Here is a 13,564-nt window from a genome sequence, read left to right as displayed (position 1 = left end):
CTCGCCTGGGTCGCGCTGACGGATTATGCCAGCTCTGGGATCCGGCGCTACCTCCAGACCCTGAGGAGCATGGTCGACAACCATATCGCAGAGAAGGTGTTACGGATCTCTCAGCCGACGCTCGTGGTCTGGGGCACGCGCGACTACATCGTGCCCTATGCGTTCGTGACGAGCCTCGCTGTCTCTCTGCCTCGAGGGACTCTTGCCGTTATCCCCGGCGCGGCCCACGGGATCAATTACTCGCATCCGGAGGCCTTCACGGCTGCCTTGCTGCCATTCCTTCTTGCACCGCAAGAGAGGCCTTCAGCTTGAAGACTTATCCTTCGAATTCGACTTGGATTGAGATCCTTCAGCCGAACTCGACATACTCTAAAGATGTCTACCCACCGACACTCCGTCGGCCGCGTGGCCCAGCGGATACGGGCGTGTCGTCATGATTTTCCGACTCCTCCCCGAGACCTTCCTGCGGAGCTCACTTCCTGCACCGTCAAGACTGGATCTCGCTTAGGTTGCACGCCATGATGCAACCCGAGCTGCGGGGGAGGCGGACGTTCGATGGAGTGGGGGCTTCTCGGCGGCGAGCGCCTGGGCGGGACGCGCCGGGTGCGCACCCTCGGTCTGGGTGCCATCGTCCGCTTCTTCAACGAGCGCGCCGTGCCGGGCCTCGGTGGTGTCTGGTTCGGCCGGCAGGTCATCCTGGCGCTGCTCGGCATCCATCTGGCCGGGACGCTGCGCCGCGAGGGCCGCGGGCCCGCGAACATCGCAGCGGCCAACGCCGTCGAGGCCCTGGCGGTCTGGTTGACCCTCTCCCGCAACGGATGGCCCCGCGATGCGCGCCTGCCGGGGTACCTCAAGCTGCAGCAGCACGCAGGTGGGGAGGATCCAACCTTCCGGCACGCCGGCAGCCGGGCATTCTATGTCAGCCAACCGATGCGCATCGGGACCCGCGACGCGCTCCCGATGCTCGGCCTCGTCTCGGCATCCAGCCGCCGCTTCAACAGCTACGCCGTCACCGAACGCGGCCTCGCCCTTCTTGAGGCCACCTGCCCGCGTGCCCGCACGCCCCTCCGGCTTTGGGCGGGTGGGGGATCCTTGCCGGTTCGCCGCAAGGTCATCGTGGACGAGCTCGATCCGACGCGGCCCCTGCCGGATCGGGCACGTGAGATCCTGCGGGAAGCCTTCCTGTCCGGTCCCGAGGCCGAACGCGCGCGGCGGCGCGAGGCCTTGGCCTTCGTCGAGGGACTTCGCGTCCGGCCGGGCGGCCACACCGCCTGGGACACGCGGCCTCCAGAAATCAGGGACCCGGCGCACTGGGCCGACATGCGCGCGGGGGCCGCGCTCGCCGGGGTGATGGAGGCCGCAGCCGGAGAGGGACCGGGCGGTTCGGTGCTCGGTCGAATCGAGGCCCGCATGGGCGCGGCGGGCTTGCGCAGGCTCGCCCTCGGCGATGCCGTGGATGCCCCCCTGGTCGCTGCGCTCGAGCTGCTGCGCAGTCGGGCGCAGGCCTTCCTGGCCACCGGGCACGATCCCTCGCCAGGGCGAGCCGCCGCGCGGTTCTGCACGGACTGCATCGAGGCGGATGCCCAAACCCTGGTCGGCCGCCTTGTGGCCCGGGACGGACGCATCCTGCGTCTCATCGACGGCGCCATCCTAGCGGGCATCGCCTTCCGGGGGCGGCCTCCGCGCGAGTCGGACCCGGATGACGCCGCGGACGCGATGCAGAACGAACTGCCGGAGGAGGCGCCCGAGGAGACGGTCCCGCCACTGCCGGAGGGGATCTCGCGGCGCATCCGCAACCTCGCCGCCCTGGCACCCGACCTGCGCGCGATACCTAGCGATGCCGATGGGGCCTGACGCGATGGACAACCGCCGGACCTTCGGCTCGGACCAGCCCCCCGCCCTCCTGCACCTGTTCGAGCCCCCGGACGGACATGTCGGCAGCTTCGGCTGGCTGTGCGGCTACTCCGCCGACGCGTTCTTCCTCGACGCCGCCGCGGAACGCTTCACCCGGCGAACGCGGCGTCGTCGGGCCGCCGAGGGCGAGGTTGCGCTGGGGCTGATCCTCGATCCCGGCAGCCCCCGGGTCTCGATCGTGGATGCGCCGGGCGTGCTGCACCTGCCACTCCCGGCAAACGGCGACCAGCGACTGATGCACGCCAAGGTGGCGCTGCTCGGGTTCCGCCCCCTGGGCCGCGACGGCTGGTGGCTGCGTCTCGTCGTCTCGACCGGCAACTGGACGCGCGAGACCCTGGAGGAGAGCCTCGACCTCGCCTGCCGCATCGAGATCGGCTCCGACGAGGTCGGGCAGGCGGATACCGCGCAGAGTGTGGCCGATCTGAGCGCCGGTTCGGATTTCCTCCGGGCCCTGCGGAACCGGGTCGATGCCGCGCCGCTCCAGGTGGCCTCCCGCCTCACGCGGGAAGCCGTGGCGGCCCTCGACCGCTGGTGCGCGGAGGCTGCGGCCGGTGCACCGACGCAGGTGCGACCGCGCTTCATCGACAGCCGTACGCAGGCTTTGCTGCCCCAGATCATTGCGCGGATCGCGCCAGCACGGCGCAACTACCTCGCGATGGGCTCAGGCTTCTACGAGGGCGGAGCGGGTGACGGCGTTCCGCAGGTCCCCGCCCAAGTCGTGGCGGCTCTCACCGATGCCGGGCACCTCGCGCCGAGGCGGGACATCAATCTCTTCGTCAAGCCGGGCGGCTGCCAGGCGGTCGCGGGGGCAATGGCGGCGATCGCGGCTGCGGGCTGGAGCGTGCGCAAGCCCGGACAGGGACCATTCCGGCGGCCACGCGAGCTGCACGCCAAGTTCCTGTTCGGCGCTCAGTACGATGGACGCTCGCCCCGCTGCCGGGACGCTTGGCTCTACCTCGGCTCAGGCAATCTCACGCATCCGGGTCTGCTGCGCGCCGGTCCGTCCGGCGGCAATCTCGAGGCCGGGATCGTGCTAGCCCCCGAGGGGCTCGTCTGGGAGGATGGTTCCAACGGCGTGCCGGTGAAGGCGGCGCTGCCCATCAGCCGGGACGCGGCAACCCTTCTGGACCCCGAGAACGTGGATCCGGGCGGCGAGATGCCCGAGCGGTCGGAGGCTTACTGCGTCGCACCGGTGTCCCATCTGATCTGGACACCTGTATCCGAAGGCACCGGACGTCTCACGCCGCCGGGCGAGACGGAACTCACCTTCGCGGTGCTCAATCCGTCCGGCATCGCGTGCGGCCGCGACGGGAAATCGGTGCTCTGGCCGGGGCCCTGCCCGCCGGAGGTGACGCTCACTTGGACGGCGGATGGTCAGGCCCGTTCCGAGCGGGTGCCGGTGATCGACGGACACGGCCGCGTTGGCGCGATAGCCCTGGCGCCCGTCACCCTCGACGAAGTCTGGGCGCTCCTCGCCGATTTCCCCGCTCCCCCGGCGGACGACACCGACGGGACCGGGACGGACGATGGCGGCGACGACGACGGCGGATCGAGTGTCGCGAGCGGGCGCGGTGCGGCTTCTGCGCCCAGCGACTACCCGATCCGACAGGTCATGGCCCTGATCGAGCGGATCGCCGCGAGGCAGACGGAGCTGCACCCGGCGGACTGGACAGCGTGGTGCGTCCGGCTCGGCCAGACCCTCGAGCTTGCAGGCGCGGATGCCGGAGTCGAGGCCTTCCGTGCGCTCGGCCTTGACCCCTTCAGCGCGCTGCGCGCCGAGCCCTTCCGGCCCGATTTCGCGCGGGACGCCGCGAGCCCGGAGGGAAAGCTTTACGAGGACACCCTCGCGCGCGCCGCAACCGCCTGGCAGGTCGCCGGGCTCGCAACCTTCGAGGCCTGATATGACGTTCACCGGCTGGCACCGGGTCGGCGACAACCTCGGGATCCTCGCGGATGCACCGGGCCCGCATCTGAACGAGGGACAGCGCGCCAGCCTGCGCGCCCTGGCCGAACGCCTGCCCGAGCACGGCTTGGTGATCGCCGACGAGGTCGGCATGGGCAAGACGCGCATCGCCGTTGCACTCGCGCAGGCCGTCACCGCGGCCGGTGGCCGCGTCGCCATCCTGATCCCGCCGACGCTGGGCTTCCAGTGGCAGGAGGAGCTGCGCCATGGCGGCGTCCCGAACGTGCCCGATGTGGTGCGAAGCCTATGGGGTTTCCTCGCCGCCTGGTCCGATCCGGCGCACGCGAAGCCCTGGTTCGACCAGCGCGTGCTCCTGATCTCGCACGGTTTCGTCACCTGGCGGCTCGGGGCGACGACGCAGCGCTGGCGCTTCGAGATCCTGCCGCTCCTCGCCGGACTAGCCCAGCAGGCCGCGACCGGCACCTACCCCTACGGGTTCAGGGCGATGTCGGAGCGGGCCGACACCTGGGTGCAGGCCGCGGCCCGCTCAATCGTGGCATTCTGCGCCGCTTCGCCCGAGGCGGCCGTCCGGACGCGTTTCGCCACACTCGGCAGCGAGACTGCCTGGCGGGCCGCCAACCAGGGCGCGAGCTACGAGCGGGGCAGCCTATCGCGCCGCCTGCTCCAGAACGCGGTCGGCCTCGGGTTCGGCGCGTTCGACCTCGTCATCATCGACGAGGCGCACAAGAGCCGGGGTGATGACGCGGGTCTCGAAAACCTCCTTGCGAACACTCTGCTGACCTCTGCGGCCGCACGACGCCTCAGCCTGACGGCGACGCCGGTCGAGCTTGGCGCGGGTGACTGGGACCAGACCCTGGCCCGCATCGGGGTCGATGAGGCGTCACGCGCGCGGATCAGGCCCATCGTTGACGAATACGGCGCCGCCGCACGGCGCGTACGCCTCGGCTGGCGCAGCAGCGCGGCGGCGCGAGAGGCCTACATCGTGGCCGCCGACGCCTTCGGCACCGCGCTCAGGCCATACGTCCTGCGCCGCGACAAGCGCGGGGACGCCGCCGTCGCCCTGTTTCGCGAGACGGCGTCCGCGGCAGGCAATCCTGACGCGTACCGCTGGCAGCACGACATCGCCGTGATGCCGGCCAATCTCGGTCCCGGCTGGCGGCAGGCCGTGTGCGCGGCCGAAGCCCTCTCCTTCGTCGTGCGCGGGCGCGACGATCCGGCCGCCCAGCGCCTCCGGCTCACCTTCGCCAACGGGCACGGCATCGCGACCCGGCTCGACGCTTCGGCGGCGGCGGCCGAGGATACGGTGATCCAGCCGGGCGATCCGGATTCGGACGCTGCCCCCCTGCCGGGCGAGCCAGCCCCCCCGAGTGAAGAGGACGTGCTGTCTCCCGGGGAGGAAAAGCGCCTCGCACGTGCGGCCTGGTGGCAGCGGGTCATCGACCGCACGGCGCGGGCGGATGGCGCCCTTCATGCGCACCCGGCGATCCTCGCGGCGATCGCCGCCATCGAGGCCTACCATGCGCAGGGCGAGAAGGTCCTCGTCTTCGGCCGCTTCACCGGCCCGATGCGTGCCCTCGTGGAGCTCCTCAACGCCCGGGCGATGCTGCGCGCCCTCGACGCAGGCGCGCTCTGGCCGCAGCGGCGGATCGAGCAGCGCGAGGTCGCCGCTGCCGCCGCAGCCCACCGGCAGCTCGGACGCGCCGGGCCGTTCGATCCGGCAGCCATCGATGCGCAGCTGGCCCGGCAGTACGAGGCGATCGAGCGGCGTCGCGAGGCGCTGCGGGCGTCGCTGTTCGACCTCATCCTGAGCGGCCTGCCGGAGGCGGAGCGGGACGCGCGGATCCTCGCCGAGACGGCACGGGCGGGGCGCGACGGGGACAGAGCCGTGCTGGCGGCAGCCATCGACCAGCTGCTCGGTCACGATCGTCAGCCAGTGTATGAGGCAGCGGACACGCGCGCGGCCGCATCCTTCCCGGCCGAGGCGGTCGCGGAAGCCTTTCTTCAGTTGCTGTCGGCACTGCGCGAGCGCGGCGAGGGTGACGCGGACAACGACGGTGCGCTCGATCCGGTGGAAGCCGGTGCGCTCTGGCGCACGCTCGCGGAGCGCCTTGGTGACGAGTACGGAACCGAGCGCGGCCGCTTCGCCCGCCTGATGAACGGAGCCACGGCGCTGCCCACACGCCGCACGCTCCAGCTCGCCTTCAACCGGGTAGAGAGCAACCCGCGGGTCCTCGTGGCCAATCCCTCGTCGGACGCGAGGGCCTGAACCTGCATCAGGCCTGCCGGATCGTGATCCTGCTGCACCCGGAGTGGAACCCCGGCGTCGTCGAGCAGCAGGTCGGTCGGATCGACCGTGTCGGGAGCCACTGGGCTCGGGACCTAGAGGCCGCCGTCCGGGCGGGCGCGCAGCCGCTTCCACGCATCGAGATCCGGCCGGTGATCTTCGAGGGCACCTATGATGCCCATCACTGGCGCGTTCTGCACGAGCGCTGGGACGATCTGCGCGCGCAGCTCCACGGCGTCGTGGTCCCCCATCGCCTGCGGCCGGGATGCACGGAGGAGGAGCACACCGAAATCCGCCGTCTCGATGCGGCGGCCCCCGATTTCGAGCCACCAAGGCGTGACGGGAAGGGATCGGGATAGGGCTCTACCTGATCATCCTCCAATCCGGATCTTCCGACGGACACATGGCCCCGGAGCAAGTCCGGGTCCGCTCCGGTCGTCCGGGCGCCGCCATCGGGGCGGAGCCGTCAAGCCGTCGGAACATCCGGTCGGTGCCCCGGATCGGGGCGCTTCATGAGCGCGCCCGCGACGGTCACACGAGCCGCGGGCGCCCGACGCCCCGGACGCGACCACAACGTGCGGCCGATCACGAGTCCGAGCCGCTCGCAGAGGCAGGCCAACCCGAGAATCCAGAAGAAGGCTGCAAGCAGCGTCTGCGTGAGACCGGCGACGGTGGCGCCCAACCCGAGGACCGCCCGGCCGAGGAGCCGGAGCACGCCGCGCGTGCGCGCACCCATGCTCCGCGCTAGGCTGCCCACACGCCCGACCTCCTCGGGCGTGTGGGCGAGGCTCAGCGCATCCATGACGCCGCGGGAGCCGGTGCGCCCGTAGAGGTCATGGATCTCCGAGCCGAGGCGGCGCAGTCGCCCGGCCGCGGCGGGCCGAACAGCCGACCCTGCGACCAGGCGCAGGGCAGCCGGATCGAGCCGGGCGCCGCTGCGCAGCACGGTGCGGAGCGCCTCCGGGTCGATGCTGTCGCGGACCGTGCGCGTGAGGGAATCTGTCAGCGGTCGTGACAAACGGCCGAGCCGATGGGTGGCCTTGAGAAGCGTGAGGCCGCCCCGGGCGGGCGCGCCGACGCCACCCGCCCAAGTCGCAGCGGTGGCCGCGAGGCCGACGCTGGCGAGCCCGAGGATGATCCTGTCACAGGGCTGATCCTGCAGACAGGCGGGCCCCTCCCGCAGGATGTCACGGAGATCGCCGATGCCGCTCGCATCCGCAAGGAGGACACCGGTGAGACCCGCGGCCCCGTCGGCCTGCCCGGAGACAACCCCCTGGGTGAAGGCCCGGAGCGACCTGTAGGCCGATCCATCGTCGAGAGTTGCCACGGCGGCGCGGCGATCCGCGGCGACTGCCACACCATGCTCATCCGCGACCGCAAGGAGACTGCGGGCGAGCTCCTCGTCCTCGGCTGCGACCGCCCCGTCGATCTCCGCCGTGATCCGGTCCGGGGTGAGAAGGGCCGGCAGCTGCAGGGCCGCGAGGGCCGCCGGCTCGTCCGCAGCCTGGAGCAGCAGGAGGGCCTGCCGCGCACGAGGCAGAAGCGGCGTGCCGCTGACAGCCAGCAGCGCCATGGCCAGCGCGAGACCGGTCCAGTTCAGGGCGAGGCGTCCCATGGGAGCTCAGGGTCCGGCTGGTCGGGTGCATCGTGGAGACCACACGCCAGAGCGGGTGTCCACATCCTTGGTGCTCCCGTGAAGCTCCTCGCGTTCCGATCGCCGCTGGGCGATCGCGGGGAGACCTCACGCATTCATGCCCGCCGAACCCTACGCCGTACGGGCGACGGCGCAGCCGTCGTCGGCGGCCACGCCGATGTTGCTGTGGCCGGGGGGCAGACTTCGGTCGACGCAGGCAAGATTGCCCTCGTGGATGCCGGCATCGCGCATGCTGAAGCCGGCGATGCGCCAAAGTAAGGTCGCCGACGGGTTCGGTACGAGCCAGCGCGGCAGCTCGATCGCCTGTTCTTGGAAGTCGTCGGCCGGCGACGGGAAGCCTGCGCAGAGTGCGTGGCCCATGACAGGCACCCGCACGGTCGCGACGGCGTCGCTGGGCAGTTCCTTCACGCAGAAGAGACTGCCGCTCATGGCGTGCCGATCCGGCCACGCACGAAGCCGCGAGAGACTTCGCGCCGCACGGCCTCGGTGCGGCGCTCGGCTGCCGCGAGGTCGGTGAGGGCGTCGGTGATGGCCGCCAGAAGTGCCGCACGGTGATCGCCGCGATGGGCGTCGCGATACGCCTGCGCGATGAATTCGGCCTCGGTGCGCGGTGTGTTCGCTCTGGCCGGTGGCTCGTTGTGCGGGGTCGTTCTGCGCTCGGCAACGGCGTGCATGTGCCCCCTATCTCCCTCAGAACACAAAGAGAACAAAGCTGATGGCGGGGCTTGGTTCAACAAGGTTCGGGCCGGCGCCGAAATGGCGTGGGGAGCACTGTGGACGCGGAGCGAAAAGCGCAGTGACCGTCCAGCGTTACCACTTCCACTGTGTGGGCGAGGGGGGCGATGCCGCGCTCGACCTGTCGGCCGTTGGGTGGCGCGATCGCGCATGCTCGGCCCTCAAGCGGATCGCGTGGCGCGGGCGCTGATGGACGGGGCGCCCGAGACGGATTGGGCGGGGTGGTGGGTCGACGTCCACGACGCGCGGGGACGTCGGGTTCTGGTGCGTGCGTTCGCGGACGTGTGCTCGGGAAAGTGACGTGCGCAGTGTCGATGAAGAACGTCTTTGATGCGCGACATAGCGATCATGGCCGGCGCCGCGACGTGTGTTTTGTCTGAGGCTCTCCAGTTAGGTCGACGTGCAGCGCGCGCAGGTAGAGCCACGGGAACGCGAGCTCGTCGTCCGTCGCCTTCTCGCCGGCCGCGATCAGCACGGCGAGCTTGAGCGCGAGATCGGCGCGGGCTTCCGTGGGCGCCAACATCCAGAGTGCGGAGAGCGCCGAGAAGTGCCGCTTGACCGTCTTCTGCGTGATGAGTGGCGCGCGGTTCACGGCCGGCAACGCGTTGGATGCGGCGAGGATCTCCTCGACCGTGAGGTCACGATAGCGCGGGTGCTTGCCGTAATCGTTTGGCAGCCGTTCGATGTGTTCTCGGAAGCGGCCGGCGTCCTTGCGGGAGTAGGCGGAGAGTGGCCGGTCCCCGCAGACGTCCACAAATAGCCGAAAGGTCGCGCTGGCCTGCGATGCTGTCTGTCGGTCCCAGGCACCTGTAGCAACCTGCGTGGCGCGGAAGGCCGTTCCCACGATCGATAGGGGATCGACGCCATGCTGGGCTGTTTGAGGTTCGGGCTCGACCGCAGCAGGAGGGGCCGCCGGCGGGACGGACGACCCTGAGGCCAGCGCCTCCAGCTGCATTTTGAGCAGGCGGTCGCGGGGCTCGAAGTTGAAGTCGCCCTGATATTGCGCTCGGATGGCCTCAGCGACGTCGATGCCCGCCCGCAGCATGGCCTGTCGCGCCTGGGCGAGGTCCGTCGGGCTGAGATCAGTGACCGCGATGCCCTGCTTGCGTAGCACCTGTTCGGTGACGAAGCTGGCTTCCTCCAGCCTGTTACAGGCAAGCGCGTCGCGGTTGCGTACTGCCATCGCCTCGTACTGCAAGACCCGGCGCTCGCGCACCTCGTTCGGAATGGCACCGTGCGTGAGGCGTCCTCGGTTCTCACCGTCGAGGATGAGACCGTAGAAATCCTGTACGAGGCGGGCGAGTTGGGCTTCGGTCAGCATCGGCATCGCACGGAGGGCCGAGAAAAGGCTCTCCGAGGCAACGTATAACTGACACGCTCTCAGCTTGGCAGTGCGGGCATCGGAAGTCGCGAGGCTGCGCACCAGTTCGCGCCGCCCAATGCGCTTACGCAGGTCGTCGGGTATACTGCGCCGGAAGTGAAAGACCGTCCCTCGCAGGACGAAATTGGATCGTGCCGACACTCCGCTCCTTCGCCGTTCCTCGAACGGACTTTGTAGCAGCGGATTGTAGCAACGGGCTCACTCCGCAGGGCGGCTGCGCGAGAAGCTCAATGAACTGAATGACTTAGAGATTTAGTGGCTGGGGGACCTGGATTCGAACCAGGACTAGCGGAGTCAGAGTCCGCGGTTCTACCGTTAAACTATCCCCCACCGGAGGTGTCGCGCGGCCAGCCGATTCGGACTGGGCGCGGTCGGGGAAGCGTTTGTCGGGCCCCCGCACTCGGTGCTGGCGTCAGATAGGCTGGGACGGGCGCCACGTCAACATGGGTGCGCGCGCGATCCGGGCGGTGAGGCCCGGCGGCCACGGTGGGCCCCATCCGCGCCAGGGCCGGTCGGGCTGCGCACAACCTCGAAAAGCCTGGATCAGTTCAACGAGGGCTGACGGTGGCCGGCTTCGGCCGTGACGAGCGCCTCCTCCGCGGACGGGGGGATCGGCCGGGGGAGCGGACCCAAGGCCAGCGTCTCGGCGATCACGTAGCGGGCGAGCGCGTCGAAGGTGTAGACCCGTTCGACGAGGGCCTGGGCCGCCGCCGTCATCCGGTCGACCTCGCCGTCGTCGGTGCGCAGCAGGAGGTCGAGGGCCCGTTCCAGATCCTCCTGCGGGTCGAGGTAGAACCCCTCGCGGCCGTGCAGGAAGGGTTCGATGCCGGCCAGCGGGCGGGTATCGAAGATCGGAACGCTGCCCAGCGACGCGACCTCGTAGTGCCGGTAGCAGTCCCAGCCGACGCCGCCCGGCGACAGGCAGAACCGGCTCCCGGCGATCGCCGCGGCGAACGCGTCCCGGCTCAGGCGGTGCGCGGGCGCGTGGATGCGCCAGCCCCGGGCCGCCAATCGCGGCAGGACGGCGTTCACGGCCTCGCGGAAGGCGATTCCCTGGGCCGAGCCGACGTAGAACAGGTCATGGCTGCGCGCGGCGGCCGGAACCGGCGGCCGCAGCGCCGCGGCCTCGATCCCGAGGGCGAAGGGGCGCAGCTTGGCCCGGAGCGCGAGGCAGGCGGGATCCTGCCGGGCATGGCCGGCGCAGGCGCCGCGGGGCAGCACCGTCTCGAGCGTGTTCCACCGGTTGGCGGCGAGCTCCCGCTTGAAGAACAGGTCGCAGCGGCGAAGGAAGGCGCGGTCGCGCGGATGGATCGTGAGGTGGTCGGTGACGTCGAGAATCGCGAGCCGGACGCGGCCGCCGCGGGCGGCGAACAGGACGAGCCCGCGGAAGGCGAGGCCGATCAGGCTCAGGGCCGCGTGGACGGCAAGCGGTCGCCCGGCGCTGTTCACCGGGCCGACGCAGCGGGCCACGACGATGTCGTAGTCCTGGACAAGGCAGGTGCGGCCGATGCCGGCGACCCGCCGCGCCAGCCTCAGCAGCCGCACGGGCAGGCTGCCGGACCGGGGCGCACGGGTCCGGACGTCGGCCCAGCGCAGCCGCGTGTCGAGAAAGGTCGTGCGGTCGGGGAAGGCGGCGGTGACGAGCGGCATCAGGCCGAGTTCGAGGATCCGGGGAGGCCCCGGATGAGGGTCCGACGCCGCCGCGCGGGGGCGCTCGTTCACCGTCCGCATGGCCGTCCCCATGGCCGTCTCCATGGCCGTTCTCCGCCGGCATGCGACCGTGTCGTCCGGCCGCGCCCGCCCCGAGCCCGGCGGGAGCGGGGGTGGGATCGAGGAGAGGCCGCGCGGGACATCAGAAATGGGCGTGCGGCTGAAGCTTCAGCCGGCTGCGGCCGAAATCGAGCTGCTTGCTGACGAGCCAGTCCGGGTTGCGGGCGTTGAAGTAGCCCTTCAGCGCGTAGCGCCAGAACAGGTCCTCCGCGCGCGAGGACGGCCCGTGCACCGCCTTCACCCGGGCGACCTCGCCCAGCGCCCGCGCCTTGTGGGCGAGGTTGGCGCTGTTGTTTTGGCCCGTGCGGCGGAAGCAGGCCACCGGGCGGCCGACCCGCGCGTAGGGCTCCCGCGCCAGGGCACGGCAGAACATCTCGTAGTCGCCGCAATCCTTGAAGGCGTGATCGAACCCGCCGAGTTCGGCGTAGAAGTCGCGCGCGATGTAGGTCGCCATGTGCATCACCGGGTTCCACCCGAGGCACACGAGCATGCGCGGCGTCATCCAGTTGGGCGGGGCGGCGAGCCCGCCCAGGCCCCGGCCGCGCCCGTCGATCCAGCGGATCCCGCCGACGACCCAGCGCCGACGCTGCGTCGTGTAGGCCTCGACCACGGCCTCCAGGCCGCCTTCGAGCAGGACGTCGTCGGCCCCGAGGAACCCGAGCAATTCGCCCGAGGCGGCGAAGGACCCCTTGTTGATCGCGTCGAAGATGCCGCGATCCTTACCCTGGAGCACCGTGGCGCCGAGGCTCCGGGCGAGTTCCACGGTGCCGTCGGTGCTGCCCGCATCGACGATCACGTGCTCGACCTCGATGCCGTTACGGGCGCTGGCGCGGGAGGATTCGATGCATTCGCGCAGGTATTCGACGCCGTTGAGCGTCGGGGTGACCACGGACACCTTCATCGCCGGCTTCCTCGTCTCTGGCTCGAATGACGCTTGGAATGACGCTTGAGCCGCACGGGTTGCGGCAGCGGCGGCGCCGGGCCCTCACGGCGCCGCAGGATCATCAGGCGACCATCAGGCGATCGTCAGGCAACCGCCGCCACCAGAGCGGAGGAAAAGCCGTCGCGGGCCGCGACCAGGGGGAGGGGAGGCAGAAGGCTTCCGAACCGCTCGGCGGGGGCGCTTCCGTGGCTGACGATGCCCTTGTTCATCGCCCAGACCGCGGCCTGCGTCCGGTTCTTCACCCGGACCTTGCGCAGGATCGCCTTGACGTGAACCTTGACCGTCGCCTCCGCGATGTCGAGGTTGCGGGCGATGACCTTGTTGGACTCGCCCAGGGCGAGACCTTCGAGGATGTTGACCTCGCGGCTCGACAGGCTGGAGAGCGAGGTGCCGTCCGCCCGCTGGAGCCCCGTCAGGGCGGTGACCGGGCCGGGCGCCCGCACCGGATCGGCCGCTAGGCACAGGCGCCCGAGGAAGCTCATCGGCAGCACCGCGCAATCGGCGATCACCACCTCGAGGGTCTTGAGAAGGTCGGCCGGGGAGACGTCCTCGGTCAGATAGGCCGAGGCGCCGAGTTGGAGGCTGCGCAGCATCAGCCCCTCGGTGTCGCGCAGCGCGAGCGCCACGATCTTGACCTCGGGCAGCGCTTCGGCGACCTGCCCGACGATGCACGCCGCCTCCTCGTCGATGACGACGAGCGCCAAGCGCGCCGCCTCCAGGCCGGACAGGTGCAGCGCCGGGCTGGCCGCGACCTGCCGCACCGTGAAGCGGGTGCCGGATAGAAGCGCGACCAAACTTTCCCTCACCATGCGATTGTCACTGACAATCAGCGTATCGATGTGTTCCATCGGAGCTACTCCCCTGATCTGCCGAGAACCTCCTGCGCCGGTTCTTCCTGACTGCCACATTCTATTCGGGCCGTTCGCACAGAGGTATTGTGCGTCGCAGGATGTTAGGCA

11 protein-coding genes, 1 tRNA gene and 1 pseudogene are annotated in these 13,564 nt (G+C 70.5%); 4 read left to right on the top strand and 9 right to left on the bottom strand.

Going from position 1 to position 13,564, the window contains the following annotated elements; all coding sequences use genetic code 11:
• From ABS772_RS06880 to ABS772_RS06865, 4 genes are all read left to right on the top strand, one after another.
• A partial coding sequence (locus ABS772_RS06880; protein ID WP_350393207.1) for an alpha/beta fold hydrolase occupies nucleotides 1-312 on the top strand: 312 nt, incomplete at its 5' end.
• 243 nt (nucleotides 313-555) lie between these two features.
• Nucleotides 556-1,854, top strand: a complete 1,299-nt coding sequence (locus ABS772_RS06875; RefSeq protein WP_350393205.1) for a hypothetical protein — start codon at nucleotides 556-558, stop codon at nucleotides 1,852-1,854.
• A 1,799-nt stretch (nucleotides 1,855-3,653) separates the two neighbouring features.
• On the top strand, nucleotides 3,654-6,104 hold the full coding sequence (locus ABS772_RS06870) for a hypothetical protein (protein WP_350393203.1): 2,451 nt from the start codon (nucleotides 3,654-3,656) through the stop codon (nucleotides 6,102-6,104).
• A gap of 23 nt (nucleotides 6,105-6,127) precedes the next feature.
• Nucleotides 6,128-6,481 (top strand): hypothetical protein, encoded by a 354-nt coding sequence (locus ABS772_RS06865; protein WP_350393201.1) that lies wholly within the window; start codon nucleotides 6,128-6,130, stop codon nucleotides 6,479-6,481.
• A gap of 107 nt (nucleotides 6,482-6,588) precedes the next feature.
• Here the strand turns inward: ABS772_RS06865 and ABS772_RS06860 are convergent, their stop codons facing one another.
• The 9 genes and pseudogenes from ABS772_RS06860 to ABS772_RS06820 form a co-directional block, all read right to left on the bottom strand.
• Nucleotides 6,589-7,737: a hypothetical protein gene (locus ABS772_RS06860; protein WP_350393199.1), complete on the bottom strand. Its 1,149-nt coding sequence runs from the start codon at nucleotides 7,735-7,737 to the stop codon at nucleotides 6,589-6,591.
• 150 nt (nucleotides 7,738-7,887) lie between these two features.
• The gene (locus ABS772_RS06855) at nucleotides 7,888-8,205 is read right to left on the bottom strand and encodes a S24 family peptidase (protein WP_456238265.1); all 318 of its coding nucleotides are present in this window, start codon (nucleotides 8,203-8,205) and stop codon (nucleotides 7,888-7,890) included.
• Nucleotides 8,202-8,450, bottom strand: a complete 249-nt coding sequence (locus ABS772_RS06850; protein WP_350393198.1) for a hypothetical protein — start codon at nucleotides 8,448-8,450, stop codon at nucleotides 8,202-8,204. The genes ABS772_RS06855 and ABS772_RS06850 overlap by 4 nt, the downstream gene beginning before the upstream one ends.
• A gap of 407 nt (nucleotides 8,451-8,857) precedes the next feature.
• Complete coding sequence (locus ABS772_RS06845; RefSeq protein WP_350393217.1) at nucleotides 8,858-9,832, bottom strand: hypothetical protein; 975 nt, start codon at nucleotides 9,830-9,832, stop codon at nucleotides 8,858-8,860.
• Between the two features lie 21 nt (nucleotides 9,833-9,853).
• Nucleotides 9,854-10,033 (bottom strand): annotated as a pseudogene (locus tag ABS772_RS06840) (DUF6538 domain-containing protein); the annotation flags it as partial.
• A 115-nt stretch (nucleotides 10,034-10,148) separates the two neighbouring features.
• A tRNA-Gln gene (locus ABS772_RS06835) sits at nucleotides 10,149-10,222 on the bottom strand.
• 213 nt (nucleotides 10,223-10,435) lie between these two features.
• A complete protein-coding gene (locus ABS772_RS06830) occupies nucleotides 10,436-11,647 on the bottom strand; it encodes a CgeB family protein (RefSeq protein ID WP_350393197.1) in 1,212 nt (403 codons plus the stop codon).
• Nucleotides 11,648-11,744: 97 nt separating this feature from the next.
• Nucleotides 11,745-12,563: a glycosyltransferase family 2 protein gene (locus tag ABS772_RS06825; RefSeq protein WP_238255486.1), complete on the bottom strand. Its 819-nt coding sequence runs from the start codon at nucleotides 12,561-12,563 to the stop codon at nucleotides 11,745-11,747.
• A 125-nt stretch (nucleotides 12,564-12,688) separates the two neighbouring features.
• Entirely contained in the window at nucleotides 12,689-13,453 is a 765-nt protein-coding gene (locus tag ABS772_RS06820) for a LuxR C-terminal-related transcriptional regulator (protein ID WP_238255487.1), read from the bottom strand.
• Between the last annotated feature and the right edge of the window lie 111 nt (nucleotides 13,454-13,564).

This window comes from Methylorubrum podarium, from assembly GCF_040270385.1.
In the GTDB taxonomy this organism is placed as follows: Bacteria; Pseudomonadota; Alphaproteobacteria; order Rhizobiales; family Beijerinckiaceae; genus Methylobacterium; species Methylobacterium podarium.
Note: the sequence above shows the minus strand (reverse complement) of the source record. Positions and strands in the feature narration are given on the sequence as shown.